The following is a 25,500-nucleotide window of genomic DNA, read 5'->3' on the forward strand; positions in this document are numbered from 1 at the left end:
CCGGGGGTGGTGCAGTCGCCGGGTGATCGACAGGTGAGACAAATCTTCTCGGCATCCGGAACGTCCGCTAGCGTCGAAGGCGCTGCGGAAACCGACCACGCCCCAGGGGGACACCATGACCGGACGGCAGCCCGCCACCGTCTACACCCACGGCTACCAGGAGGCGGTGCTGCGCTCGCACCGCTCCCGGACGGCCGCCGACTCGGCCGCCTACCTGCTGCCCGAACTGCGCCCCAGGCAGACGCTGCTGGACATCGGCTGCGGGCCCGGCACGATCACCGCCGACCTGGCCGAGCTGGTCGGCCCGGGCGGTCGCGTGGTGGCCGTGGACACCTCCGCCGAGGTGCTGGAGCAGGCCGCCGCGTACGTGGCCGGCCGGGGCCTGCCCAATGTCGTGTTCGAGATCGCCAATGTCCACGAACTTCCCTACCGGGAAGGTGAGTTCGACGTGGTGCACGCCCATCAGGTGTTGCAGCACGTGGCCGACCCGGTGGCCGCGCTGCGCGAGATGCGCCGGGTCGCGGCGCCGGGCGGTGTGGTCGCGGCCCGGGACGTCGACTACGCGTCGATGACCTGGTTCCCCGAGGCGCCCGCGCTGGACCGCTGGCTGGAGCTGTACGAGCGGATCGCCCGCGCCAACGGCGGCGAGCCGGACGCCGGGCGGCGGCTGCTGTCCTGGGCGCGGGCGGCGGGCTTCACCGACATCGCCGCGACCGCCACCACCTGGACGTACGCGACGCCCGAGCAGCGCGCCTGGTGGGGCGGGATGTGGGCGGACCGGGTGACCGGCTCCGCCATCGGCCGGACGGCCGTGGAGCGGGGCTTCGCGGACCAGGCCGAACTGGCGCGGATCGCGGCCGGCTGGCAGGAGTGGAGCGCCGCCGGGGACGGCTGGTTCTCCATGCTGCACGGCGAGATCCTGGCGCGCGGCTGACCGGGGGCAGGGTCGAGATCGGGGCCGGGCGGCGGGGCGGGCGACGGGGTGGGAGAAACGGTCGCGCGGGCGTTCGGAAAGATCGGGTAAAGTCGCGCGTCCGCTCGTACCGGGGCCGTTCGGGCCCGTCCGGCCCGCTGCTGGAGGGGGCGAGCCGACGAGTCGAGCTGCTGAGTCGATGCCCGTACCGGCGGGCCGGGGGAGTCCACGTGTCCAAGCCTGCGTCCGAGCCGCCCGCGGCCGATCCCCGCATACCGGCCCACGAGGCCGCGACGGCGAAGCAGGCCGAGCGGATGGGGCAGTCGGAGCAGCAGGCGCAGCCCGAGCCGTCCGCGCCCGCCGCCCCGCCCGTGCCCGCCAACCCGTGGGCCGCGCCCCTGCCGTCGCAGGCCCCGCCGCAGCCCCCGCCCCCGCCCCCGCCGCTGCCCGCCGGCGGCTGGGCATCGGTGCCGCCCGCCGCACAGTCCGGCCTCCAGCCCGGCTTCCCCTACCCCCGGCCCGCCCCCGTCACCAACGGTTTCGCGGTCGCCGCCCTGGTGACCGGTCTGGTCGTGGTGGCGCCGGTGGCCCTGGTGTTCGGCATCATCGCGCTGGTCCAGATCAACCGCCGCAAGGAGCGCGGCTTCGGCATGGCGGTGACCGGCCTGGTGCTCGGCGTGGTCGGCACGGTGCTGCTGTCGCTCGCCGTGGCCGGTTCGACCTTCGAGCTCCCCGGGGGCGGTAGGTTCGACCAGTCCACGAAGGCTCCGGCCGGGTCCGTCCCCTGGGCCGCGCTGAAGTCCGGGGACTGCTACAACACCCCCGAGAACGGCAGCCGGGCCGACCCCGAGGGCGGTGACGAGACGCTCTACTGGGTCCGCCGGGTGCCGTGCTCGACCGCGCACCACGGCGAGGTGGCCGGCACCGCCCGGATCCCGGCGAGCGACGGCCCGTCCTACCCGGGCGAGGCGACGGTCCGCCTGCGGGCCGCGGACCTGTGCCGCACGGTGCTCGACGACTACGCCCTCGACCAGTGGGCGATCCCGGACGGCATGGACGACGTCTACCTCTACCCGACCCGGGGCAACTGGAGGTCCGGCGACCGCTACGTCACCTGCGCGTTCGAGGACCGCGACGGCGAGCACCTGGGGACGGTCCGCACCGACCGGGGCAGCCTGAACCCCGCCCAGCTGGCGTACCTGGAGGCCGTCCGGGGCTTCAACGACGCCTACGCGGAGGAGCCGAGCAAGGGCTTCGCGGACGCGTCGTCCGAGTACCGGACGTGGGCCCGGCGGATGTCCACCGCCTCCCACGCGGAGGCCGCGGCGCTGAACAAGGCGTCGGCGGCGTGGCCGGCCGAGGTCAAGCCGGCGGTCCGCAAGCTGGCCGCGGCCCAGGAGGCGGCCGCGGCCGCCTGGGACGCCGCGGCCTCCGGCGACGACCTGGAGGGCGACGTCCGACGGGCCCGGGCGCTGGTGACCAAGTCGGTCCCGCTCAGCGTCGAGATCCGGCGCGGGCTCGGCCTGTCCACCGGCGAGCAGGTGCCCGACCTCCAGGTCTGAGCCGCCGACGGGTCCTGCCGCCGCCCGGTCTGAGCCGCCGGGCGCGGCCGGGTTACCCGCCGTTAACCGCGCCCGTACCTGCCGGTAGCGAGCCGTCCGTAGCGTCGTGGGGGCGGATCCCCGGCCCGACCCCCACGCAGGCCGGGGATACGCTCCCCGCCATGAGCGCCTTTCGGGTGATGCGGCAGGACGACAACGGCAACCGCTTCCTGGTCGCGGGCGGGCTCGACCGCCTCGCGGCGGAGCGGCTGGCGGCCGAGTTCGAGGCCCGCGGCCACAAGCAGCTGTACTGGGTCGAGGCCGAGCCCGAGGCTGCGGACGGCGCGGGGGCGGACAGGACCTAAGGTCGGGCCCATGGACAAGGCCAGCGAGAACCCCGTCGAGCCCCGGATCGTCGTCGGCGGCGCCCTCATCCACCGGGGCCGGGTGCTGGCCGCCCGGCGCAGCGCGCCCGCGGCGGTGGCGGGGCGCTGGGAGTTCCCGGGCGGGAAGGCCGAACCCGGCGAGACCGAGGCGCAGGCGCTGGAGCGGGAGCTGCTGGAGGAACTGGGCGTCCGGGTGCGGGCGCTGGAGCGGCTGCCGGGCGCGTGGAGCGTCCGGCCGGGTCTGGAACTGCGCTTCTGGGCGGCCGAGCTGCTGGCCGGCGACCCCCGTCCCCTGGAGGACCACGACGAGCTGCGCTGGCTCGGCCCGGCCGAGCTGGACAGCGTTGACTGGATCGAGCACGACCGCGACGTCCTGCCGCACGTCGCCCGGTTGCTCCATGCATAGGGCGGCCTGAGCCGGTGTGCGACGCGCAGGGTACGGGGTAGGTCAATCAGACAAGACGACCCGGCGGCCGGGATAGCCTGGGTTCTGCTGGGTATGTCACTTTTTGGCACTATTCGTCACCATCGGTGAGCCGCCCCAGCCGGCGACGCCGATCCCGACCAGAGCCGGAGGCCCCGTCGGTGTCGAGTACCGGGAACGGCGGCGGAGGAGCACGGCGGACAGGCGCCGCGGGGAGCGCAGCCGCCCGCGCCCGGCTGCGCCGGGGTGCCCAGCCCGCCGCCCCGCAGCCGCCGGCCGGCCGCCGTCGGCGGGACGCCGCCGATGCCCCCGACGTCCTGCGGCCCGACCAGCCGGCGCCGACCCTGGCCGTCCCCGTCTCCGACCCGGGCCCCCGGCCCGGCCTGCGCAGCCGGCCCGCCCGACCGTTCCCCGGCGGGCCGTCCGACGCCCCGTACGGCCCCGGCGTGCCGGGCGAGGGCAGCCTGCTCGACATGCTGAAGGTCGCCATCGCGATCCTGGACACCGCGGGCCGGGTGGTGCTCTGGAGCCCGGCCGCCGAGGAACTGCTCGGCTGGCCGAACGAGCTGCTGGTCGGCCGCCGGATCGACGAGCTGATCCCCGACGAGGAGCAGGTCGGCCGGATCCGGGCCGCGATCCAGGACACCCTGCGCCACGGCCGCTGGGCCGGCAACGCCGAGCTGCGCGACCGGGACGGCGTGCCGATCGCGGTGGACGCCCGGATCTCCCTCCTGGTGGACGGCGACGGCACCCCGTTCCTCCAGGTCAACATGGCCGAGGCGGCCGCAGTCCGGGCCGTCGAGCGCGACCTCGCCGTCCGTGACGCGCTGTTCGAGCAGTCCCCGCTGGGCATCGCGATCATGGACACCGAGCTGCGCTACACCGCCGTCAACCAGACCCTGGCCGAGATGAACGGCGTCGCCCTGGAGGACCACGTCGGCCGGACCACCGGCGAGACCCTGCCCGAGCGGGCCGCCGACGAGGTCACCGCGATCCAGCGCCAGGTGCTGGCCACCGGCGAGCCGGTCATCGACGTCACCCTGGCCTCCCCGGTCACCGCCCGCTCCGGCTACCGCTCGATCTCCTACAGCCGGATGACCGACCGCTCCGGCCGGGTGCTCGGCATCTCCGGCACCGTGATGGACGTGACCGAGCGCTACCGCGCCGTCGCCAAGGTCGAGCACGCCCGGCGCCGGCTCTCGCTGCTCAACGAGTTCGGCTCCCGGGTCGGCGACCTGCTCGACGCCGCCCGGATCGCCCAGGAGCTCGCCAGCTCCGTCGTCCCCCGGCTCACCGACCACTCCGCGGTGATCCTGCTGCAGGCCGTCGCGCATGGCGACGACCTGCCCCGGCACGGCCACGACCGCCGCACCTCGCTGCTCCAGCTCGGCACCGCCTCCGTCCAGGACGGCCCCGAGGTCGAGGTGATGCTCCGCCGTGGCGCCCGGATCACCTTTGCCGAGGACTCCGCCTGCGGCCGGGTGCTGCGCACCGGCGTCCCTGAACTGCTCTCCGGCGCGGACCAGCTCGACGACGTGACGTACCCCGGCGACCCGAAGACGCAGGCCGCCCACGACCTGGGCGTGCACTCCATGCTGGTCGTCCCGCTGCGCGCCCGCGGCATCGTGATCGGTCTGCTGCTGGTCAGCCGGGGCGGCTACCGGGAGGGCTTCGACCGGGACGACCTGGCCTTCACCGTCGAGCTGGCCGACCGGGCCGGCAGCTCGCTGGACAACGCCCGGCTGTACGCCCGCGAGCGCACCGCCGCGCTCACCCTCCAGCGCACTCTGCTCCCGCAGCAGGTCCCGCAGCCCACCGGCGTCGAGGTCGCCTACCGGTACGTGCCCGGCAGCAGCGGCGCCGAGGTCGGCGGCGACTGGTTCGACGTCATCCCGCTGCCCGGCGACCGCACCGCGCTGGTGGTCGGCGACGTGATGGGCCACGGCCTGCGGGCCGCCGCCACCATGGGCCGGCTGCGCACCGCCGTCCGGGTGCTGGCCGCCCTCGACCTGCCGCCGGACGTCCTGCTGCGGCACGTCCACGAACTGGCCGACGACCTGGCCCAGGGCCCGGACGAGGCGCTGCTCGCCACCTGCGTCTACGCGGTGTTCGACCCGGGGACGGCCAGGCTGACCGTCGCCAAGGCCGGACACATCCCGCCCGTCCTGGTGGTGCCGGGCGAGGAGGGCGGGGAGCCGACCCGGACCGGCGGCCCGCTGCGCGGCGGCGCGGGCCGGATCCTCGACCTCCCCTCGGGCGCCCCGCTCGGCGTCGGCGGCGTCCCGTTCGAATCCGTCGAACTGAAGATCCCCGAGGGCAGCCTGCTCGCCCTCTGCACCGACGGCCTGGTCGAGTCCCGGGACAAGGACCTCGACGTCGGCCTCGGCCGGCTGGTCACCGTGCTCCAGGAGCCGCACGCCTCCATCCAGGCCGCCTGCGAGGCCGTGCTCGGCACCATGGAGCAGGGCCGCGAGCCGGACGACGTCGCGCTGCTGCTGGCCCGGCTCGGCCACGGCCAGGCCGGCACCCCGACGGTCGGCTGGACCCTGCCCGCCGAGCCCACCGCCGTCTCCCGGGCCCGTCGGCTGGTCCGCTCCGCGCTCGCCGAGTGGGGCGTCGAGGAGCTCACCGACACCACGGAGCTGCTGGTCAGCGAGCTGGTCACGAATGCCGTCCGGTACGCCAGCGCCCCCATCGGCGTGCGGCTGACGCTCGGCGAGACGCTGCTGGTCGAGATCTCCGACCCGCTGCCCGACCCGCCCCGGGAGCGGCACGCGGCCGAGGCCGACGAGGGCGGCCGGGGCCTGGAACTGGTCCGCCGCCTGGCACTGCGCTGGGGTGCCCGGGCCGAGGGCATCGGCAAGGTGGTCTGGTTCGAGCAGACGCTGCCGGGTAGTGAGCCCGACGAGTCATAGGGAGCGCAGCGGGTCGGGGGCGTGAGCCCGAGCGGGGGCGAGGAGGACGGAACCGCATATGCCAGCAGGTGGCCGGGGGGAGCGCGCAGCCCGGAAGGGGGCGCGGACGTGGCATTGTGGTTGCGCGGGCGGTAGGACAAAAACCTTCGCCCGATCTGATGTTGTGATGTTGAGGGCGTGTGAACGTACCCCTCGATGATGAATACTCGGTCTTCTCGACATCCGGACGGTCGCGGGTTGGAGGGGTCGGTCCGTTGAACAGCACCCCGGCGCGGAACGCGCCGAGCAGCAGCGGTCATGCTGTCGTGCCCGGGCAGGCCGGTTCACCGCACCTGCCCGTACCGGCGGACCCGCCCGGCGCCGACCCCGTGGGCCTCGGTCACCACCCCGGGGCCGCGGACCACCCGTGGGGCGCGGGCGGCCCCGGGTCGATCTACGACTACATCCGGGTCGCCACCTTCACCATCGGCCCCGACGGCCGGATCAGCCAGTGGAGCGAGCGCGCCGCCGAGTTCTTCGGCGTCCCCGCCCCCGACGCCGTCGGCGCCGACCCGATCACCACCTTCGTCCCCCGCGAGCTCTGGCAGCGCGGCCGCGCGCGGCTGGAACGCGCCCTGGCCGGCGAGGAGTGGGTCGGCACCGCCCCCTACCGGGACGCCGCCGGCGGCGAGGGCCTCGCCGAGCTCTACCTGATGCCCGACAGCGCCCTGCCCACCGCCGGCGCCACCTGCCTGGCCGTCGACCTCGGCCGACTGCGCCGGGTCGAGACCGACCTCGCCGCCTCCGAGGCCGTCTTCGGGCAGACGCCCACCGGCTTCATCCTCTTCGACGACCGGCTGCGCCTCCAGCGGGTCAACGACGCCTTCGCCTCCGGCATGGGCCTGGCCCCCACCGACCTCGAAGGCCTCACCCCGCACGACCTCTTCCCGCCGTCCGAGGCCGACCGCCTCACCGCCGCCCTGCGCAAGGTCCTCGCCACCGGCGAGCCCGTCTTCGACCTGCGCTTCCACGGCGCCGTCCCCACCCGCGAGGGCAACCGGCTCTGGGCCGTCTCGCTGTACCGCCTCAACGGCGCGGCCGGACAGCCGATCGGCCTCGCCGGGCAGGTCTCCGACGTCACCAGCCGGCACGTCGCCGAGCGCGAGGCCGACGGCGTCCGCCGCAACCTCGCCCTGCTCAACGAGGCCAGCGCGCACATCGGCTCCACCCTCGACCTGGAGACCACCGCCAAGGAACTGCTCGACGTCGTCGTCCCGCCGTTCTGCGACCTCGCCACCGTCGACCTGTACACCGCGCTGCTCTCCGGCGAGACCGTGCCCAGCGCCGGCCGGCTCGGCGACACCGTGCTCACCGACGGCAGCGGCGAACTGCGCCGGGTCGCCGTCTCCAGCGTCATCGGCGGCGCCTCCTCGGTGCTCGGCTCGGTCACCGGCCTGCCCATCGCCGAGGCCGGCGGCACCCTCTGTTACCCGCGACGCTCCCCGCACGCCCGGGCGCTGCGCACCGGCCGCAGCGTCGTCCCCGAGCCCGGGCCCGACCCGCTGCTGCGCTCCACCCTGATCGTCCCGCTGGTCGCCCGCGACCAGGTGCTCGGCCTCGTCCAGCTCTCCCGCGCGATCGGCAGCGAGCCCTTCGACGCCCGCGACGTCGCCATCGCCGAGGAACTCGTCGCCCGCGCCGCCGTCTGCATCGACAACGCCCGGCTCTACCGCCGCGAGCACGAGCGCGCCCTGATCCTCCAGCGCAGCCTGCTGCCCCCGGGCAACCCGGCCGCCAGCGGCCTGGAGATCGCCTGCCGCTACCTGCCCAGCAACAACAACACCGAGGTCGGCGGCGACTGGTTCGACGTCATCCCGCTGCCCGGCAACCGCACCGCCCTGGTCATCGGCGACGTGATGGGGCGCGGCCTGCGCGCCGCCGTCGCCATGGGCCAGCTGCGCACCGCCGTCCGCACCCTCGCCATGCTCGACCTGGAGCCCGGCGAGGTGCTCACCGCCCTCGACGAGATCGCCCGCGGCCTCGGCGGCGACACCGTGGCGGCCGGCCCGCCCACCCCGTACGGCCGGCTCACCTCCGCCGCCGACGAGGAGGCCCGCGAGGTCTACCTGGCCACCTGCGTCTACGCGGTCTACGACGCCGTCACCCGGCGCTGCTGGATCGCCAACGCCGGCCACCTGCCGCCCGTCCTGCTCAGCCCCGGCGAACCCGCCCGGATGCTCGACGTCCCGCCCGGCCTGCCGCTCGGCGTCGGCGGCGAGCCCTTCGAGGAGGTCGAGCTGACCCTCCCGGACGGCGCCATCCTCGGCCTCTACACCGACGGCCTGGTGGAGAGCCGCAAGCACCAACTGGACGAGGGCCTGCGCGGCTTCCGCACCGCGCTGTCGGCCAAGGGCAAGGGCCTCGAAGAACTCTGCGAGCACGTCCTCGGCGAGCTCAACCCGCACCACGGCGAGGACGACATCGCCCTGCTGATGGCCAAGGTGCACGCCTTCCCCGAGGACGCCGTCGGCAACTGGTTCCTGCCGCCCGAGCCCACCTCCGTCGCCAAGGCCCGCGAGCTGGCCTGCAGCTGGCTGCTGACCCGCGGCCTGGAGGAGCTCGTGGACACCACCGAGCTGCTGGTCAGCGAACTGGTCACCAACGCGCTCAAGCATGGCCGGGGCGAGATCCGGCTGCGGCTGCTGCGCGATCGCGGCCTGGTCTGCGAGGTCTGGGACGACGGCTACGCCCAGCCCCGGCAGCGGCGCGCCCAGGAGACCGACGAGGGCGGGCGCGGCCTGCAACTGGTCAGCCTGCTGGCCGAGCGCTGGGGCAGCCGGCGGACGCCCAAGGGCAAGATCGTCTGGTTCGAGCTGGGGCTTTAGGGCGGCTGGAGGCCCTCGGCGGTTCGGCCGTCCGGGTGCAGTCGGCGGGCGGTCCGCCGTGTCGGCCCGGGCCCGGGCACTCGGACGGCGTTCCATGGCCGCCATGCGCGTCCGCCAGCTCACCTCCGCAGCCGTCGCGCTGCTGCTCGCCGCCGGCCTCGGCGGCTGCTCCGACGGCCCGGATCCGGCCCGTACCCCCGACCCCGCACCGGCCTCGGCCGACCCCACCTCCGGCACCGGGGACGTCCGGACCGCCGACCGCACCGCCGTCCGGGGCGGCGGCAGGCTGCGCTGGGCCGTGGACGGCGTCCCGGCCACGCTCAACGTCTACCAGGGCGACGCGACCGCCGACTCGGCACTGCTCGCGCACGCCCTCTACCCCTCGCTGTTCCGGCCCGACGGGCACGGCCGGCTCGTCCCCGACCCGGACTACCTGGTCGGCGCCGAGTCCACCCCGCCCGGGAAGCAGCCGCAGGTCGTCACCTACCGGCTCAACCCGCGCGCGGTCTGGAGCGACGGCACCCCGCTCACGGCCGCCGACCTGACCGCCCAGCGGGCCGCCCTCTCCGGCCTCGACCCGGCCTACCAGGGCGGCCGCCCGGCCGGGTACGACGCCATCGACGCGATCGCCCAGGGCGCCGACCCGCACGAAGTCCGGGTGACCTTCCGGCGCCCGTACGCCGAATGGCGCTCGCTGTTCGGCCCGCTCTACCCGGCGGCCGAGACGGCCACCCCGGCCGCGTTCAACCGGGCGCTGACCGGCGGCGAGCACCTGAGCGCCGGGCCGTACACCGTCTCCGGGTACGACGCCGCGGGCGGGCAGGTCGTCCTCGCCCGCAACCCGCGGTGGTGGGGGGACCAGCCGAAGACCGACCGGATCGAGTTCATCGCCGCGCCGCCGGAGGGCCGGCTGGACGCGCTCGACCAGAACCGGCTGGACATCGCCCCGCTCACCGCGGCGGTGGACCAGGCGGTGCCCGCGCCCGCTCCGGCCGCCTCCGCCACGCCCACGGCCTCCGCCACGCCCACCGCCTCCGCCACGCCGACCGCCACGCCGACCGACACCCCGGCCGCCTCCGGTACGCCGACCGCCGAGGCGGCGCCCCCGGGCGCCGCGCCCGAGGCCGCGGCGCTGGCCCTGCGGCGGGCCGAGGGACTGCACGGCGTCATCGTGCACCGGGCCGTCGGCGCCTCGCTCACCCAGCTCACCCTCAACTCCGCCCACGGCCCGCTCGCCGACCCGGCCCTGCGGCTCGCCCTGACCCGCGCCGTCGACCGGCGGCGGATCGCCGACGCCGCGCTCACCCCGCTCGGCCTGCCCGGCGCCCCGCTGGGCAGCCACCTGCTCGCCGGCGACCAGGACGGCTACCGCGACAACAGTGCGGCCGCCGGCCCGGCCGACGCCGCCCGGCTGTTCGACGAGGCGGGCTGGAAGCGGCCCGACACCGGCGGCACCCGCACCAAGGACGACAAGGAGCTCACCCTCACCCTGCTCGTCCCGGCCGGCTCCGCGACCGCCAAGCGGACCGCCGACGCGCTCACCGCCGACCTCGGCGAGTCCGGTGTCGAGGTGAAGGCCGTGACGGCGTCCGCCGACACCTTCGTCCAGGACCAGCTGGCCGCCGGGGAGTACGACCTCGCCCTGTTCTCCTGGCCCGCCGGCACCAGCCCGGCGAGCGAGCAGCGGCCCGTCTACGCCAAGCCCCGGCCCGACGCCGACGGCACCCTCGACCCCGGCAGCAACTACGCCCGCAGCGGAACCGAGGAGATCGACCGGCTCTTCGACCGCGCCACCGCCGAGCTCGACCCGGCCGCCCGGCTCGGCCTGCTCCAGGAGGCGGACGTGCGGATCTGGCAGCTCGGCCACTCGGTGCCGCTCTACCAGCGGCCCGAGCTGGTCGGCGTCCGGGCGGGCGTCGCGGGCGCCGGGGTCTGGGGGTACGGCTGGCCGCGCTTCCAGGACGTGGGGTGGAGCGGCTGAGCCCGTTCCCCGGGCCCGTCGGAGCCGGTCGGAGAGCGAACACCGGGTGACGAACGGGTGACCTGTCTGTGATCTTGATCCCGCCCGACCTGCCCGTTTCTGCTCACCTGGGCGCTTCCCCGTACGATAGGAGGAAGCCGAGGCATGTCCGTTGCCACGGCGGGTGGACCGGTAGTAGCAGGCGGAACGGGCGGCGGCGATCCAAAGGGATCGCTGGTCGGCGTCTCGCGGCCGGGCGCCGCAACCCACGATTCCAGGAGAATCAGCTAGGCATGCCCACGCGCAACGACATCCGCAACGTCGCTATCGTCGCCCACGTCGACCACGGCAAGACCACTCTGGTCGACGCCATGCTGAAGCAGGCCGGTGCCTTCGCCGCCCACCAGCACCTCGACGACCGGATGATGGACTCGAACGACCTGGAGCGCGAGAAGGGCATCACCATTCTCGCGAAGAACACCGCCGTCAAGTACCACCCGAAGGATGGTGGCGCGCCGATCACCATCAACATCATCGACACCCCGGGCCACGCCGACTTCGGTGGCGAGGTCGAGCGCGGTCTGTCGATGGTGGACGCCGTCGTCCTGCTGGTCGACGCCTCCGAGGGCCCGCTGCCGCAGACGCGCTTCGTGCTCCGCAAGGCGCTCACCGCCCGGCTGCCCGTCATCCTCTGCATCAACAAGACGGACCGCCCGGACTCCCGGATCGACGAGGTCATCAACGAGACCTACGACCTGTTCCTGGACCTGGACGCGGACGAGGACCAGATCGAGTTCCCGATCGTCTACGCCTGTGCCCGTGACGGCGTCGCCTCGCTGACCAAGCCGGAGAACGGCACCGTCCCGGCCGACAGCACCAGCCTGGAGCCGTTCTTCTCCACCCTGCTGGAGCACGTCCCGGCCCCGACGTACGAGGCCGACGCGCCGCTCCAGGCCCACGTCACCAACCTCGACGCCGACAACTTCCTCGGCCGCATCGCGCTGCTGCGCGTCGAGCAGGGCGAGCTGCGCAAGGGCCAGACCGTGGCCTGGATCAAGCGCGACGGCACCATCTCCAGCGTCCGCATCTCGGAGCTGCTGATGACCGAGGCGCTCACCCGCAAGCCGGCCGAGGTGGCGGGCCCGGGTGACATCTGCGCCGTCGCCGGTATCTCCGAGATCATGATCGGCGAGACCCTCGCCGACCCGGAGAACCCGATCGCGCTGCCGCTGATCACGGTGGACGAGCCGGCCATCTCGATGACCATCGGCACCAACACCTCGCCGCTGGTCGGCCGTGGCGGCAGCGGCAAGGGCGCGGACGCGAAGTCCAGCGGCAAGGTGGACCGCAAGGTCACCGCCCGCCAGGTGAAGGACCGCCTGGACCGCGAGCTGATCGGTAACGTCTCGCTGCGCGTCCTGGAGACCGAGCGCCCGGACGCCTGGGAGGTGCAGGGCCGCGGTGAGCTGGCGCTGGCCATCCTGATCGAGACCATGCGCCGCGAGGGCTTCGAGCTGACCGTCGGCAAGCCGCAGGTCGTCACCAAGCAGGTCAACGGCAAGACCCACGAGCCGGTCGAGCGCCTCACGGTGGACGTGCCGGAGGAGCACATGGGCGCGGTCACGCAGCTCATGGGCGTCCGCAAGGGCCGGATGGACAACATGTCCAACCACGGCTCGGGCTGGGTCCGGATGGAGTTCGTCGTCCCGTCCCGCGGTCTGATCGGTTTCCGGACCGAGTTCCTCACCAGCACCCGCGGCACCGGCATCGCGCACTCGATCCACGAGGGCCACGAGCCGTGGTTCGGCACCCTGAGCACCCGCAACAACGGTTCGCTGGTCGCCGACCGGTCCGGTGTGGTCACCGCCTTCGCGATGACCAACCTCCAGGAGCGCGGCGTGCTCTTCTGCGAGCCGGGCACCGAGGTGTACGAGGGCATGATCGTCGGCGAGAACTCGCGCGCCGACGACATGGACGTCAACATCACCAAGGAGAAGAAGCTCACCAACATGCGTTCCTCGAACGCAGACGTGGCCGAGTCGATCGTCCCGCCGCGCAAGCTCTCGCTGGAGCAGTCGCTGGAGTTCTGCCGCGAGGACGAGTGCATCGAGGTGACCCCGGAGACGGTTCGCATCCGTAAGGTCGTCCTCGACGCGAAGGACCGCGGCCGCACCGCCTCGCGCGCCAAGAAGGCGTGATCCGGACGGCTTGACCGGCCTTTGGCCGGAATGCTTCGCCCCCCTTTCCGATGGAGAGGGGGGCGAACTTTTTCAACTACTCCAAGTTGTCGACGGGCGTATTAACGGAATAGCGCTCATCACTCCCAGGTGTCCGCTGAGCGAACGTGACAGTTCGTCATTCATGACGACTGTCCGTTTGGTGCCTGTCTGGCTATGTCTCTTATGTCCGGTTTTCGAAACTTACCGACTGTTCATGTGACCTAATTGAGATCGTCACTGGTCACTTTCGTGTCCGTGCGTGACGGATAGTGGGTGCAGTCAGGCTCGGGTCAAGGGTGACGCGCAGGGGTGCGCGCCGAAACCACGAGCGCGGACGGCACAGCGGGCCAGGTAACACCCGTCCGCAGTGCCCTCCTCGTTGCAACGTCGAATTCAGGAGGCACACCGATGCGTGGTGGGAGCCAGGCCAAGTGGGTTGTCGCAGCTGTTGCGGTCGCCCTCGCCGCGACTGCTTGTAGCAGTGGCGGTTCCACCGGTGGGAGCAGCTCCGATGGCGCTGCGGTCAACGCCCAGGGCGTGTTCAGCTACCAGAGCGGCGAGCCGCAGCGTCCGCTGCAGCCGGCCAACGCCATGGAGAACCAGGGCGGCCGCATCGTCAAGCAGCTCTTCCAGGGCCTCGTCGACTACGACCCCGCCACCGGCGCCCTGCGTAACCAGGTGGCCGACAAGATCGAGACCACTGACGCCAAGAACTACACCGTCACGCTGAAGTCCGGTTGGACCTTCCACGACGGCACCCCGGTGACGGCCAAGTCCTTCGTGGACTCCTGGAACTGGTCGGCGAACACCAAGAACAACCAGATCAACTCGGACTGGTTCTCCGACATCGTCGGCTACGACGCCGTTCACCCGGAGAAGGGTGACCCGACCGCCGACACCATGTCCGGTCTGAAGGTCGTCGACGACACGCACTTCACCATCGAGCTGAGCAGCCCGGTCTCGTACTTCACGTACAAGCTCGGCTACTCGGCCTTCTACCCGCTGCCGACCGGGTTCTTCTCCGACCCGGCGGGCTACGGCCAGAAGCCGGTCGGCAACGGCCCGTACAAGTTCGTGTCGTGGGAGCACAACAAGGCCATCACCCTGGCCGCCTTCGACAAGTACGCGGGCACGAACAAGGCCAAGAACGGCGGCATCGTCTTCCGGAACTACACCGCCGGTGAGGCCGCGTACAAGGACCTGATGTCGGACACCCTCGACGTCCTGGACCAGGTCGACTCGACCGACCTGCCCAAGTACAAGGACGACCTGGGCAAGCGCGCGGTCGACCAGCCGCAGGGCGCCATCCAGAACATCTCCTTCGCGCTGTACAACGCCGACTGGAACGCGCCGGAGAAGGCCAAGGTCCGCCAGGGCCTGTCGATGGCCATCGACCGCGACACCATCACCAAGACCGTGCTGAACGGCACGCGTCAGCCCGCCGACGGCTTCGTGGCGCCCGGCGTCATGGGCTACAAGGCCGGCGCCTGCGGCGACGCCTGCAAGTACGACCCGGCCAAGGCCAAGCAGCTCATCGCCGAGGGCAACGGTGTCCCCGGTAACAAGATCACCATCCTGTACAACTCCGATGGTGGTCACAAGGAGTGGGTCGACGCGGTCTGCAACTCGATCCGCCAGGCCACCGGCGTCGAGTGCCTCGGTGACCCGAAGCCGGACTTCAAGACCTCGCGCGACATCGTGACCAAGCGTCAGGTGTCGAGCATGATGCGTACCGGCTGGGTGCAGGACTACCCGCTGAACGCCAACTTCCTGCGCGACGTCTACGGCACCGGTGCGGCGGCGAACGACGCCGGCTACTCCAGCCCGGAGTTCGACAAGCTCTCGAAGGAGGCCGACGCGGCCACCACGGTGGAGAAGACCACCGAGCTCTACCAGCAGGCCGAGGCCGTCCTGGCCAAGGACATGCCGGCCATCCCGCTCTGGTACTACAAGACCAGCTCCGGCTGGTCCAACAACGTCCAGAACGTGAAGTTCGACTCCTTCGGCAACCCGGTCTACACCGACGTCGAGGTCAAGAAGAAGTAATCGGTCGGCACCGCCTGACCCGGTGACAACGGCCGGTGCCCGTCCCATCCCCACAAGGGCGAGGACTGGCACCGGCCGTTGGCACGCCGACTTATCTCTGGCCGGGATGACGGGCCCGGCAGAGTCATACATGGAGGCACGATGGGGCGCTTTGTCGCAAGGCGACTGCTCCAGATGATCCCGGTCTTCCTCGGAACGACCGCGCTCATCTTTTTCATGGTGCACGCGCTGCCGGGTGACCCGGTGGCCGCGATGTGGGGCGACAAGGCGCCGGACCCGGCCCAGCTCGCCGCTCTGAGGCACCAGATGGGCTTCGACAAGCCGCTGGTCCAGCAGTACCTCGACTACATGGGGAAGCTGCTCACCGGTGACTTCGGAACCACCCTGGACCAGCGGCCGGTGCTCGACGTGATCACCGATGCGCTGCCGGTCACCACCCGGCTGGCGCTGTTCGCGTTCGCCATCGAGATCGTGCTCGGCGTCACCATCGGCCTCTTCGCCGGTCTGCGCCGCGGCAAGGCGTTCGACAAGAGCACCCTGGTCCTGACCCTGCTGCTGATCTCGATCCCGGTTCCGGTGCTGGGCTTCATCTTCCAGACGGTCTTCGGGCAGAACCTGAAGTGGGTCACGCCGACCGTCCAGGACAGCAACGACATCACCCAGCTGGTGTTGCCGGCGTTCGTGCTCGGCTCGCTGTCGCTGGCGTACGTGGCGCGTCTCACCCGTACCTCCATAGCCGAGAACATCAAGGCCGACTACGTCCGCACCGCGGTGGCCAAGGGCCTGCCCCGGCGCAAGGTGATCGGCACCCACCTGCTCCGCAACTCGATGATCCCGGTGGTCACCTTCCTCGGCACCGACCTGGGCGCCCTGATGGGTGGCGCGATCGTGACCGAGGGCATCTTCAACGTCAAGGGCATCGGCAACGCGCTCTACGCGGCGATCAACCACAAGGAGGGCCCGACGGTCGCCGGCTTCGTGGCCTTCCTGGTGCTCGTGTACCTGGCTGCCGGCCTGATCGTCGACCTGCTTTACGCGGTCCTGGACCCGAGGATCCGTTATGCCTGACCTGACCGAGAAGAAGACGGCCGAGGAGATCCCGGCCCAGCGTGGCGCCGACACCCCGGCGGCCAAGCCCGAGAAGGCCCGCAGCCTCGGCTCCGACGCCTGGCACGACCTGCGCCGCAAGCCGATCTTCGTGATCTCCGCGCTGCTGATCCTGCTGCTGATCGTCATCGCGATCGCCCCCGGGCTGTTCACTTCGGCGGACCCGCGCGCCGGCGACCTGCGTCTGCACTACCTGACCAAGCCGAACTACAGCCACTTCTTCCAGGCGGACTGGTTCGGCTACGACCTCCAGGGCCGCAGTATCTACGCCCGGGTGATCTACGGCGCCCGCGCCTCGGTCGTCGTCGGCATCTGCGTCACGGCGGGTGTGACCATCCTCGGTGGCATCACCGGCATGCTGGCCGGCTACTTCGGTGGCTGGGTCGACACGATCATCTCCCGGGTCACCGACATCTTCTTCGGCATCCCGCTGCTGCTCGGCGCCCTGGTCATCCTCAACGCCTTCACCTCGCGCACCATCTGGAGCGTGGTCTTCGCGCTGGTCTCCCTGGGCTGGACCCAGATGACCCGTGTCATGCGCGGTTCGGTCATCACCATCAAGCAGGCCGACTTCGTGACGGCCGCCAAGGCGCTCGGCGCAGGCACCAGCCGGATCCTGTGGAAGCACATCCTGCCGAACGCGGTCGCCCCGGTGATCGTCGTCGCCACCATCGCGCTCGGCGGCTACATCGCCACCGAGGCGACGCTGAGCTTCCTCGGCATCGGTCTGCAGGACCCGACCATCTCCTGGGGCATCGACATCAACACCGCCCAGAAGGTGATCCGGACCGCCCCGTTCGCCCTGTTCTTCCCCGCCGGAATGCTGAGCCTCACGGTTCTGGCCTTCATCATGCTCGGCGACGCGGTGCGCGACGCCCTCGACCCGAAGCTCCGCTGAGAGAAGAGGTGACGACCCGATGACCACCGTGATCGAGAACAACAACCAGAAGAGCGGCCGACTCGAAGTTGGCACCCCGCTGCTGGAGGTCAAGAACCTCCACGTGGAGTTCCACACCCGGGACGGCATCGCGAAGGCCGTGAACGGCGTCAACTACTCCGTCGCGGCCGGCGAGACGCTCGCCGTGCTCGGAGAGTCCGGCTCCGGCAAGTCCGTGACCGCCCAGACCATCATGGGCATCCTGGACATGCCGCCCGGCAAGGTGACGCAGGGCGAGATCCTGTACCGCGGCCAGGACATGCTCAAGATGGGCAACGAGGAGCGGCGCAGGATCCGCGGCCAGAAGATCGCGATGATCTTCCAGGACGCGCTGTCCTCGCTCAACCCCGTGCTCAGCGTGGGCTACCAGCTCGGCGAGATGTTCCGGGTGCACCAGGGCGCCTCCAAGAAGGACGCCAAGGAGAAGGCCATCGAGCTGATGGACCGGGTGCGCATCCCGGCCGCCAGGCAGCGCGTCGGCGACTACCCGCACCAGTTCTCCGGCGGCATGCGCCAGCGCATCATGATCGCCATGGCGCTCTCGATGCAGCCCGACCTGATCATCGCGGACGAGCCCACCACCGCCCTGGACGTCACCGTCCAGGCCCAGGTGATGGACCTGCTCGCGGAGCTCCAGGCCGAGTACAACATGGGCCTGATCCTGATCACCCACGACCTCGGCGTGGTCGCCGACGTCGCGGACAAGATCGCCGTGATGTACGCCGGCCGGATCGTCGAGACCGCCCCGGTGCACGACCTGTACGCCAACCCGGCGCACCCGTACACCAAGGGCCTGCTCCGCTCGATCCCGCGCCTGGACCAGAAGGGTCAGGAGCTCTACGCGATCCAGGGCCTGCCCCCGAACCTGCTGAAGGTCCCGACCGGCTGCGCGTTCAACCCCCGCTGTGACGTCGCCACCGACCTGTGCCGCACGGAGATCCCGGCGCTGCACCAGGTGACCGACAAGGACGGCAAGGAGCTCACCGGCCGCCGCAGCGCGTGCCACCTCTGGAAGGAGACCCTCCATGGCTGAGCCCATCCTGGAGGTCAAGGACCTGGTCAAGCACTACCCGCTGAGCCAGGGCATCCTCTTCAAGAAGCAGGTCGGCGCGGTCAAGGCGGTCGACGGCATCTCCTTCGACCTGGCCAAGGGTGAGACCCTCGGCATCGTCGGCGAGTCCGGCTGTGGCAAGTCCACGCTGGCCAAGGTGCTGATGAACCTGGAGCGGGCCACCTCCGGCCAGGTGCTGTTCAAGGGCGAGGACATCTCCAAGCTGTCCGGCCAGGCCCTCAAGGCCGTCCGCCGCAACATCCAGATGGTGTTCCAGGACCCGTACACCTCGCTGAACCCGCGCATGACGGTCGGCGACATCATCGGGGAGCCGTTCGAGATCCACCCCGAGGTGGCGCCCAAGGGCGACCGCCGCAAGGCCGTCCAGGACCTGCTGGACGTCGTGGGTCTGAACCCGGAGTACATCAACCGCTACCCGCACCAGTTCTCCGGCGGCCAGCGCCAGCGCATCGGCATCGCCCGCGGTCTCGCGCTCAAGCCCGAGATCATCATCTGCGACGAGCCGGTCTCCGCCCTGGACGTGTCCGTCCAGGCGCAGGTGATCAACCTGCTGGAGAAGCTGCAGGGCGACTTCGGCCTGTCGTACATGTTCATCGCGCACGACCTCTCCATCGTCCGGCACATCTCCGACCGCGTCGGCGTGATGTACCTCGGCAAGATGGTCGAGATCGGCACCGACGAGCAGATCTACGAGAACGCCACCCACCCGTACACCCAGGCGCTGCTCTCCGCGGTGCCGGTGCCGGACCCGACGGCGCGCGAGAACCGCGACCGGATCATCCTGACCGGTGACATCCCCTCGCCGGCCAACCCGCCGTCCGGCTGCCGCTTCCGCACCCGCTGCTGGAAGGCGGAGGACCGCTGCGCCGAGGAGATCCCGCTGCTCGCGGTGCCCTCGGTGCTGAAGGGCCCGGCCGCGCACGACTCGGCCTGTCACTTCGCCGAGGTCCGGGAGCCGGCCGCCGCCTGACTCCCCGTGGCATCCCCGGAAGGGCCCGTGGCTTCGTGCCGCGGGCCCTTCCGTCGTTCCGTCAACTCACGGGGCGCTCAACGCACCCGTCCGGGTGCATTCGACTCGCGCCGTCGACCGGGCGCGCTTCTCATGGGGTGTGATGCGACACACACCACGAGGAGGGACCTCCATGCCCGTAGCCGCCCGTGCTCGCTGGGTCCTCGCCGCTGCGACATCCGTGGCCCTGGTGGCCACCGGGTGCAGCAGCGGCGGCGGCGGAAGCAGCAACAGCTCGTCGGACAGCAGCAAGAGCTTCAGCTACCAGAGCAGTGAGCCGCAGAACCCGCTGCAGCCCGCCAACGCGAACGAGGTCGGCGGTGGTCGCATCATCCAGAACCTCTTCAAGGGGCTGGTCGACTACGACCCCGCCACCGCCAAGATCCGGATGCAGGTCGCCGACAAGATCGACACCAGTGACTCCCAGACCTTCGACGTCACGCTGAAGGACGGCTGGAAGTTCCACGACGGCACGCCGGTGCACGCCAAGAACTTCGTGGACTCCTGGAACTGGAGCGCGACCACCAGCAACAACCAGATCAACAGCTCCTGGTTCTCCGACATCGAGGGCTACCAGAACGTCCACCCCGTCAGCGGCCAGCCGACCGCGACCAAGATGTCCGGCCTGACCGTGGTCGACGACCTGCACTTCACCGTCAAGCTCAGCAACAAGGTCTCGTACTTCGAGTACAAGCTCGGCTACATCGCCTTCTCCCCGCTGCCGGACGCCTTCTTCAACGACCCGACCGGGTACGGGCAGAAGCCGGTGGGCAACGGCCCCTACCAGTTCGTCAGCTGGAACCACAACACCGAGGTCGTCACCAAGGCCTTCCCGGACTACCAGGGCGTCGACAAGCCGAAGAACGGCGGCATCGTCTTCAAGATGTACACCACGTCCGAGGCCGCCTACGCAGACCTCCAGTCCAGCAACCTGGACGTGATGGACCAGGTGCCGCCGTCCGCGCTGGCGACGTACAAGAGCGACCTCGGCGACCGGGCGATCGACGCCCCGCAGGGCGCCATCCAGAACATCGGCTTCACCCTCTACCAGGCCGACTGGGCCGCGCCCGACAAGGCCAAGGTGCGCCAGGGCCTGTCCATGGCGATCGACCGCGACACCATCACCAAGACGGTGCTGCAGAACTCCCGCAAGCCGGCCACCGCCTGGGTGGCCGAGGGCGTCGAGGGCTACAAGGACGGCGCCTGCGGCGACTTCTGCAAGTTCGACCCGGCCAAGGCCAAGCAGCTGATCAGCGACGGCGGCGGCGTCCCCGGCAACAAGCTGCTGATCACCTACAACTCCGACGGCGGCCACAAGGAGTGGGTCGACGCGGTCTGCAACTCGATCCGGCAGAGCACCGGCGTCGAGTGCCTCGGCGACCCGAAGTCCGACTTCAAGACCGCGCGCGCCGCGATCACCGGGCACCAGGTCAACGGCGCCTTCCGCACCGGCTGGGTGCAGGACTACCCGCTGAACGCCAACTTCCTGTCCGACGTGTACCGCACCGGCGCCGCGTCCAACGACTTCGGCTACAGCAACCCGCAGTTCGACCAGGCGGCCACCAAGGCCGACGAGGCCGCCAGCGTCGCCGACACGGTGACCGGCTACCAGCAGGCCGAGGCGGTGCTGCCGAGCGGGATGCCGGCCATCCCGCTCTGGTACTACCGCACCAACTCGGGTTACTCGACCAAGGTGCAGAACGTGAAGTTCGACTCCTTCGGCAACCCGGCCTGGACCCAGGTCGAGGTCAAGGGCTGATCCCCCGACCCCTCGCGCCGGCCCCGCCCTTCCCGCACGGAGGGCGGGGCCCGGCCCTCCCGGCCGACCGTCCCCGGCCGGCCGTGCACCCAGGGCACGTCTAGGAAGGAGGCTCGGATGGGCAGTTACGTGCTGCGGCGGGTGCTGCAGATGATCCCGGTGTTCTTTGGCACCACGCTGCTGATCTTCCTGATGGTCTACACGCTGCCGGGCGACCCGGTGTCGGCGCTGTTCGGCGAGAAGGCCGCCGACCCGGCCGTCGTGGCCAGCATCAAGCACAAGTACTTCCTGGACCAGCCGGTCTGGAAGCAGTACCTGCACTACATGGGGAACCTCTTCCAGGGGGACTTCGGGACGAGCTTCACCGGCCGCCCCGTCTCCGAGATCATGGCGACCGCCTTCCCGGTCACCATCCGGCTCGCGCTGATGGCCTTCGTCTTCGAAGTGGTCCTCGGCCTCGCCCTGGGCATGGCCTCCGGCCTCCGGCGCGGCAGCATCCAGGACACCCTGGTGCTGATCCTCACCCTGGTGGTGATCTCGATCCCGGTCTTCGTGCTGGCCTACATCGCGCAGACGATCTTCGCCACCAACCTCGGCTGGGTCACCCCGACGGTGCAGGACTCCACCGACCTCTCGCAGCTGATCCTGCCCGCGATCGTGCTGGGCTCGCTCTCGCTCGCGTACGTCGCCCGGCTCACCCGGACGTCCATCGGCGAGAACCTGCGGGCCGACTACATCCGCACGGCGGTCGCCAAGGGCCTGCCCCGGCGGACCGTCATCTCCCGCCACCTGCTGCGCAACTCGCTGATCCCGGTGGTCACCTTCCTCGGCACCGACCTCGGCGCCCTGATGGGCGGGGCGATCGTCACCGAGGGCATCTTCAACGTGCAGGGCGTCGGCAACGTCCTGTACCGGGCGATCAACCAGAAGGAAGGCCCCACCGTGGTCGGCATCGTGACCGTCCTGGTGATCGTCTACCTCGTCGCCAGCCTGCTCGTCGACCTGCTCTACGCGGTCCTGGACCCGAGGATCCGCTATGCCTGACATCCACGACGAGAACTCCTACGAGCCGCACCCCAAGCCCGGGGTCTCACACCTCGACTACGCCGGGGAGCAGGGCATGGCGGTCGAGCAGGAGACCCTGGTCGAGCCCGACCCGGCCAAGCGGGAGGAGGCCCGCAGCCTCTGGGGCGACGCCTGGCGGGACCTGCGCCGGCGGCCGATCTTCCTGATCTCCGCCGTGCTGATCCTGCTGCTGGTCGTCATGGCGATCTTCCCCTGGGCGTTCACCGACGCCGACCCGCGCAAGGCCGACCTGATCCACGACTACCTCAGGCGGCCGGACTGGACGGACTTCTTCGGCGCCGGCTGGTTCGGCTACGACGGGCAGGGCCGGTCGATCTACGCCCGGGTGGTGTACGGCGCCCGCGCCTCGATCACCGTCGGCATCTGCGTGACCCTGGCGGTCACCGTGCTCGGCGGACTGGCCGGCATGGTCGCCGGCTACTTCGGCGGCGCCGTCGACGCGGTGATCTCCCGGATCACCGACATCTTCTTCGGCCTCCCGCTGCTGCTCGGCGCCCTGGTGCTGCTGAACGCCTTCACCACCCGCACGGTGTGGAGCGTGGTCATCGCGCTGGCCTTCCTCGGCTGGACCCAGATCGCCCGCGTCATGCGCGGCGCCGTGCTGACCGTCAAACAGTCCGACTACGTGGTGGCCGGCCGGGCGCTCGGCGCCGGGACGGGGCGGCTGATGTTCCGGCACATCCTGCCGAACGCGATCGCCCCCGTGATCGTCGTCGCCACCATCGCGCTCGGCGGCTACATCGCCACCGAGGCGACGCTGAGCTTCCTCGGCATCGGCCTGCAGGACCCGACCATCTCCTGGGGCATCGACATCTCCTCCGCCCAGAAGGTGATCCGGACGGCGCCGTACGTGCTCTTCTTCCCGGCCGTGGCGCTCTCCGTCACCGTGCTGGCCTTCATCATGCTGGGCGACGCGGTGCGCGACGCCCTCGACCCGAAGCTTCGCTGAGCGAGGGGAGCGCAACGTGAGTACAGCCGTGGACGCCACCAGGTCCGAGCGGGCCGCGTCGTACGAGGGGCCGCTGCTCGACGTCCGCGACCTGCACGTCGAGTTCGTCACCCGGGACGGCGTGGCCAAGGCGGTCAACGGGGTCGACTACAGCGTCCGGGCGGGGGAGACGCTCGCGGTGCTCGGCGAGTCCGGCTCGGGCAAGTCGGTGACCGCGCAGGCGATCATGGGCATCCTGGACATGCCGCCGGCCCGGATCCCGCGCGGGGAGATCCGCTTCCGCGGTCGGGACATGCTGAAGATGGGTAACGAGGAGCGGCGCAGGATCCGCGGCCAGAAGATCGCGATGATCTTCCAGGACGCGCTGTCCTCGCTCAACCCCGTGCTGACGGTGGGCTTCCAGCTCGGCGAGATGTTCCGCGCCCACCGGGGGGCGTCCCGCAAGGAGGCCAAGGACAAGGCCGTCGAGCTGATGGAGCGGGTGCGCATCCCGGCGGCCAAGCAGCGGGTGAACGACTACCCGCACCAGTTCTCCGGCGGCATGCGCCAGCGCATCATGATCGCCATGGCGCTGGCCCTGGAACCGGACCTGATCATCGCGGACGAGCCCACCACCGCCCTGGACGTCACCGTCCAGGCGCAGGTGATGGACCTGCTCGCGGAGCTCCAGGCGGAGTTCCACATGGGCCTGATCCTGATCACCCACGACCTCGGCGTGGTCGCCGACGTCGCCGACAAGATCGCCGTGATGTACGCCGGCCGGATCGTCGAGACCGCCCCGGTGCACGACCTGTACGCGCGCCCCGCGCACCCGTACACCCGCGGCCTGCTGGACTCCATCCCGCGGCTGGACCAGAAGGGCCAGGAGCTGTACGCCATCAAGGGCCTGCCGCCCAACCTGCTGCGGATCCCCCAGGGCTGCGCCTTCAACCCGCGCTGCCCGCGGGCGCAGGACCGCTGCCGGGCCGAGGTGCCGGAGCTGTACCCGGTCGCTGAGGACGACGGTGCCCCGCTGGCCGGGCGGGGCAGCGCCTGCTTCTTCTGGAAGGAGACCCTCCATGGCCGCTAACGGGTCCAGCGCACTGGGCGCCGCGGTGCCGGAGGAGGCCGCCTTCGCCCAGGAGGTGCCGCGCGGCGAGCCGATCCTCGAAGTCCGGGACCTGGTCAAGCACTTCCCGCTGACCAAGGGCGTGCTGTTCAGGAAGCAGGTCGGCGCCGTGAAGGCCGTCGACGGGGTCTCCTTCGACCTGAGGCAGGGCGAGACGCTGGGCGTCGTCGGCGAGTCCGGCTGCGGGAAGTCCACGCTGGCCAAGGTGCTGATGAACCTGGAGCCGGCCACCGGGGGATCGGTCCGCTACAAGGGCGAGGAGATCTCCCGGCTGTCCGGGGCGGCGCTGAAGGCCGTCCGCCGCAACATCCAGATGGTGTTCCAGGACCCGTACACCTCGCTGAACCCGCGCATGACGGTCGGCGACATCATCGGGGAGCCGTTCGAGATCCACCCCGAGGTGGCGCCCAAGGGGGACCGCCGCAAGGCCGTCCAGGACCTGCTGGACGTGGTCGGGCTCAACCCCGAGTACATCAACCGCTACCCGCACCAGTTCTCCGGCGGGCAGCGCCAACGCATCGGTATCGCACGGGGGTTGGCGCTCAAGCCGGAGATCATCATCTGCGACGAGCCGGTCTCCGCGCTGGACGTGTCGGTGCAGGCGCAGGTGATCAACCTGCTGGACAAGCTGCAGGGCGAGTTCAACCTCTCGTACATGTTCATCGCGCACGACCTCTCCATCGTCCGGCACATCTCGGACCGGGTCGGCGTGATGTACCTCGGCAAGATGGTCGAGATCGGCAGCGATACCGAGATCTACGACCACGCCACCCACCCGTACACCCAGGCGCTGCTCTCCGCCGTCCCCGTGCCGGACCCGACGGCCCGGGAGTCGCGGGACCGGATCGTGCTCACCGGGGACGTGCCCTCACCGGCCAACCCACCGTCCGGCTGCCGCTTCCGCACCCGCTGCTGGAAGGCGCAGGACCGCTGCGCGGCCGAGATCCCGCTGCTCGCCTCGCCGTCCTGGCTGGGTGGGGCGGCCCGGCACGACTCGGCGTGTCATTTCGCGGCGGAGCGCGAGATCGGGCAGAGCGCGGTGGAGCGTGAGGTCGGGCAGAGCGCGGTGGAGCGCGAGGCTGGGCAGAGCGCGGTGGAGCGCGAGGCTGGGCAGGGGGATGCCGGGCCCGGTTAGCGGCTCGCGGGATCCAGGGCGCGCCCCCGCACCGGGGGTGCGCCCTTTCTTGTGATGGAAAAGAGACGTG

18 protein-coding genes are annotated in these 25,500 nt (G+C 71.2%); all 18 read left to right on the plus strand.

Going from position 1 to position 25,500, the window contains the following annotated elements:
- The first annotated feature begins 115 nt into the window (after positions 1–115).
- Positions 116–934 carry a methyltransferase domain-containing protein gene (locus tag AB0R04_RS18820; RefSeq protein ID WP_363372497.1) on the plus strand — a complete coding sequence of 273 codons (819 nt, stop codon included), beginning with the start codon at positions 116–118 and terminating at the stop codon, positions 932–934.
- A gap of 209 nt (positions 935–1,143) precedes the next feature.
- On the plus strand, positions 1,144–2,475 hold the full coding sequence (locus tag AB0R04_RS18825) for a DUF4190 domain-containing protein (RefSeq protein ID WP_363372500.1): 1,332 nt from the start codon (positions 1,144–1,146) through the stop codon (positions 2,473–2,475).
- A 161-nt stretch (positions 2,476–2,636) separates the two neighbouring features.
- Entirely contained in the window at positions 2,637–2,819 is a 183-nt protein-coding gene (locus AB0R04_RS18830; protein WP_363372502.1) for an SPOR domain-containing protein, read from the plus strand.
- Between the two features lie 10 nt (positions 2,820–2,829).
- Positions 2,830–3,246: an NUDIX domain-containing protein gene (locus AB0R04_RS18835; RefSeq protein WP_363372505.1), complete on the plus strand. Its 417-nt coding sequence runs from the start codon at positions 2,830–2,832 to the stop codon at positions 3,244–3,246.
- A gap of 179 nt (positions 3,247–3,425) precedes the next feature.
- Positions 3,426–6,179, plus strand: a complete 2,754-nt coding sequence (locus tag AB0R04_RS18840; RefSeq protein ID WP_363372508.1) for a SpoIIE family protein phosphatase — start codon at positions 3,426–3,428, stop codon at positions 6,177–6,179.
- Between the two features lie 368 nt (positions 6,180–6,547).
- The gene (locus tag AB0R04_RS18845) at positions 6,548–9,043 is read left to right on the plus strand and encodes a SpoIIE family protein phosphatase (RefSeq protein ID WP_063351166.1); all 2,496 of its coding nucleotides are present in this window, start codon (positions 6,548–6,550) and stop codon (positions 9,041–9,043) included.
- A 103-nt stretch (positions 9,044–9,146) separates the two neighbouring features.
- A complete protein-coding gene (locus AB0R04_RS18850) occupies positions 9,147–11,024 on the plus strand; it encodes an ABC transporter family substrate-binding protein (protein ID WP_363372510.1) in 1,878 nt (625 codons plus the stop codon).
- A 272-nt stretch (positions 11,025–11,296) separates the two neighbouring features.
- Positions 11,297–13,201, plus strand: a complete 1,905-nt coding sequence (gene typA, locus AB0R04_RS18855; protein ID WP_363372513.1) for a translational GTPase TypA — start codon at positions 11,297–11,299, stop codon at positions 13,199–13,201.
- Between the two features lie 429 nt (positions 13,202–13,630).
- Positions 13,631–15,268 carry an ABC transporter substrate-binding protein gene (locus tag AB0R04_RS18860; protein ID WP_363372516.1) on the plus strand — a complete coding sequence of 546 codons (1,638 nt, stop codon included), beginning with the start codon at positions 13,631–13,633 and terminating at the stop codon, positions 15,266–15,268.
- Between the two features lie 141 nt (positions 15,269–15,409).
- Positions 15,410–16,336: an ABC transporter permease gene (locus AB0R04_RS18865; protein ID WP_363372519.1), complete on the plus strand. Its 927-nt coding sequence runs from the start codon at positions 15,410–15,412 to the stop codon at positions 16,334–16,336.
- Complete coding sequence (locus tag AB0R04_RS18870; protein ID WP_363372521.1) at positions 16,329–17,273, plus strand: ABC transporter permease; 945 nt, start codon at positions 16,329–16,331, stop codon at positions 17,271–17,273. The genes AB0R04_RS18865 and AB0R04_RS18870 overlap by 8 nt, the downstream gene beginning before the upstream one ends.
- Positions 17,274–17,292: 19 nt before the next feature.
- Positions 17,293–18,345 (plus strand): ABC transporter ATP-binding protein, encoded by a 1,053-nt coding sequence (locus tag AB0R04_RS18875; RefSeq protein WP_363372523.1) that lies wholly within the window; start codon positions 17,293–17,295, stop codon positions 18,343–18,345.
- Positions 18,338–19,354 carry a dipeptide ABC transporter ATP-binding protein gene (locus AB0R04_RS18880; protein ID WP_363372524.1) on the plus strand — a complete coding sequence of 339 codons (1,017 nt, stop codon included), beginning with the start codon at positions 18,338–18,340 and terminating at the stop codon, positions 19,352–19,354. Before AB0R04_RS18875 ends, AB0R04_RS18880 begins: the two co-directional genes overlap by 8 nt.
- A 172-nt stretch (positions 19,355–19,526) precedes the next feature.
- A complete protein-coding gene (locus tag AB0R04_RS18885) occupies positions 19,527–21,152 on the plus strand; it encodes an ABC transporter substrate-binding protein (protein ID WP_363372527.1) in 1,626 nt (541 codons plus the stop codon).
- Positions 21,153–21,269: 117 nt separating this feature from the next.
- Positions 21,270–22,196 carry an ABC transporter permease gene (locus tag AB0R04_RS18890; protein WP_363372530.1) on the plus strand — a complete coding sequence of 309 codons (927 nt, stop codon included), beginning with the start codon at positions 21,270–21,272 and terminating at the stop codon, positions 22,194–22,196.
- Between the two features lie 76 nt (positions 22,197–22,272).
- Positions 22,273–23,187, plus strand: a complete 915-nt coding sequence (locus AB0R04_RS18895) for an ABC transporter permease (protein ID WP_063351165.1) — start codon at positions 22,273–22,275, stop codon at positions 23,185–23,187.
- Positions 23,188–23,203: 16 nt separating this feature from the next.
- Positions 23,204–24,256: an ABC transporter ATP-binding protein gene (locus tag AB0R04_RS18900; RefSeq protein WP_363372532.1), complete on the plus strand. Its 1,053-nt coding sequence runs from the start codon at positions 23,204–23,206 to the stop codon at positions 24,254–24,256.
- Positions 24,246–25,430: a dipeptide ABC transporter ATP-binding protein gene (locus AB0R04_RS18905; RefSeq protein WP_363372534.1), complete on the plus strand. Its 1,185-nt coding sequence runs from the start codon at positions 24,246–24,248 to the stop codon at positions 25,428–25,430. Before AB0R04_RS18900 ends, AB0R04_RS18905 begins: the two co-directional genes overlap by 11 nt.
- Positions 25,431–25,500: the final 70 nt, after the last annotated feature.

The sequence above is a fragment of the Kitasatospora sp. NPDC056731 genome, assembly GCF_040687675.1.
In the GTDB taxonomy this organism is placed as follows: Bacteria; Actinomycetota; Actinomycetes; order Streptomycetales; family Streptomycetaceae; genus Kitasatospora.

Excerpts from the sequence above, each read along its gene's own strand:
- AB0R04_RS18820 (WP_363372497.1), top strand. The coding sequence starts at position 116 with ATGACCGGACGGCAGCCCGCCACCGTCTACACCCACGGCTACCAGGAG.
- AB0R04_RS18830 (WP_363372502.1), top strand. The coding sequence starts at position 2,637 with ATGAGCGCCTTTCGGGTGATGCGGCAGGACGACAACGGCAACCGCTTC.
- AB0R04_RS18835 (WP_363372505.1), top strand. The coding sequence starts at position 2,830 with ATGGACAAGGCCAGCGAGAACCCCGTCGAGCCCCGGATCGTCGTCGGC.
- AB0R04_RS18850 (WP_363372510.1), top strand. The coding sequence starts at position 9,147 with ATGCGCGTCCGCCAGCTCACCTCCGCAGCCGTCGCGCTGCTGCTCGCC.
- typA (WP_363372513.1), top strand. The coding sequence starts at position 11,297 with ATGCCCACGCGCAACGACATCCGCAACGTCGCTATCGTCGCCCACGTC.
- AB0R04_RS18860 (WP_363372516.1), top strand. The coding sequence starts at position 13,631 with ATGCGTGGTGGGAGCCAGGCCAAGTGGGTTGTCGCAGCTGTTGCGGTC.
- AB0R04_RS18865 (WP_363372519.1), top strand. The coding sequence starts at position 15,410 with ATGGGGCGCTTTGTCGCAAGGCGACTGCTCCAGATGATCCCGGTCTTC.
- AB0R04_RS18870 (WP_363372521.1), top strand. The coding sequence starts at position 16,329 with ATGCCTGACCTGACCGAGAAGAAGACGGCCGAGGAGATCCCGGCCCAG.
- AB0R04_RS18875 (WP_363372523.1), top strand. The coding sequence starts at position 17,293 with ATGACCACCGTGATCGAGAACAACAACCAGAAGAGCGGCCGACTCGAA.
- AB0R04_RS18880 (WP_363372524.1), top strand. The coding sequence starts at position 18,338 with ATGGCTGAGCCCATCCTGGAGGTCAAGGACCTGGTCAAGCACTACCCG.
- AB0R04_RS18885 (WP_363372527.1), top strand. The coding sequence starts at position 19,527 with ATGCCCGTAGCCGCCCGTGCTCGCTGGGTCCTCGCCGCTGCGACATCC.
- AB0R04_RS18890 (WP_363372530.1), top strand. The coding sequence starts at position 21,270 with ATGGGCAGTTACGTGCTGCGGCGGGTGCTGCAGATGATCCCGGTGTTC.
- AB0R04_RS18895 (WP_063351165.1), top strand. The coding sequence starts at position 22,273 with ATGGCGGTCGAGCAGGAGACCCTGGTCGAGCCCGACCCGGCCAAGCGG.
- AB0R04_RS18905 (WP_363372534.1), top strand. The coding sequence starts at position 24,246 with ATGGCCGCTAACGGGTCCAGCGCACTGGGCGCCGCGGTGCCGGAGGAG.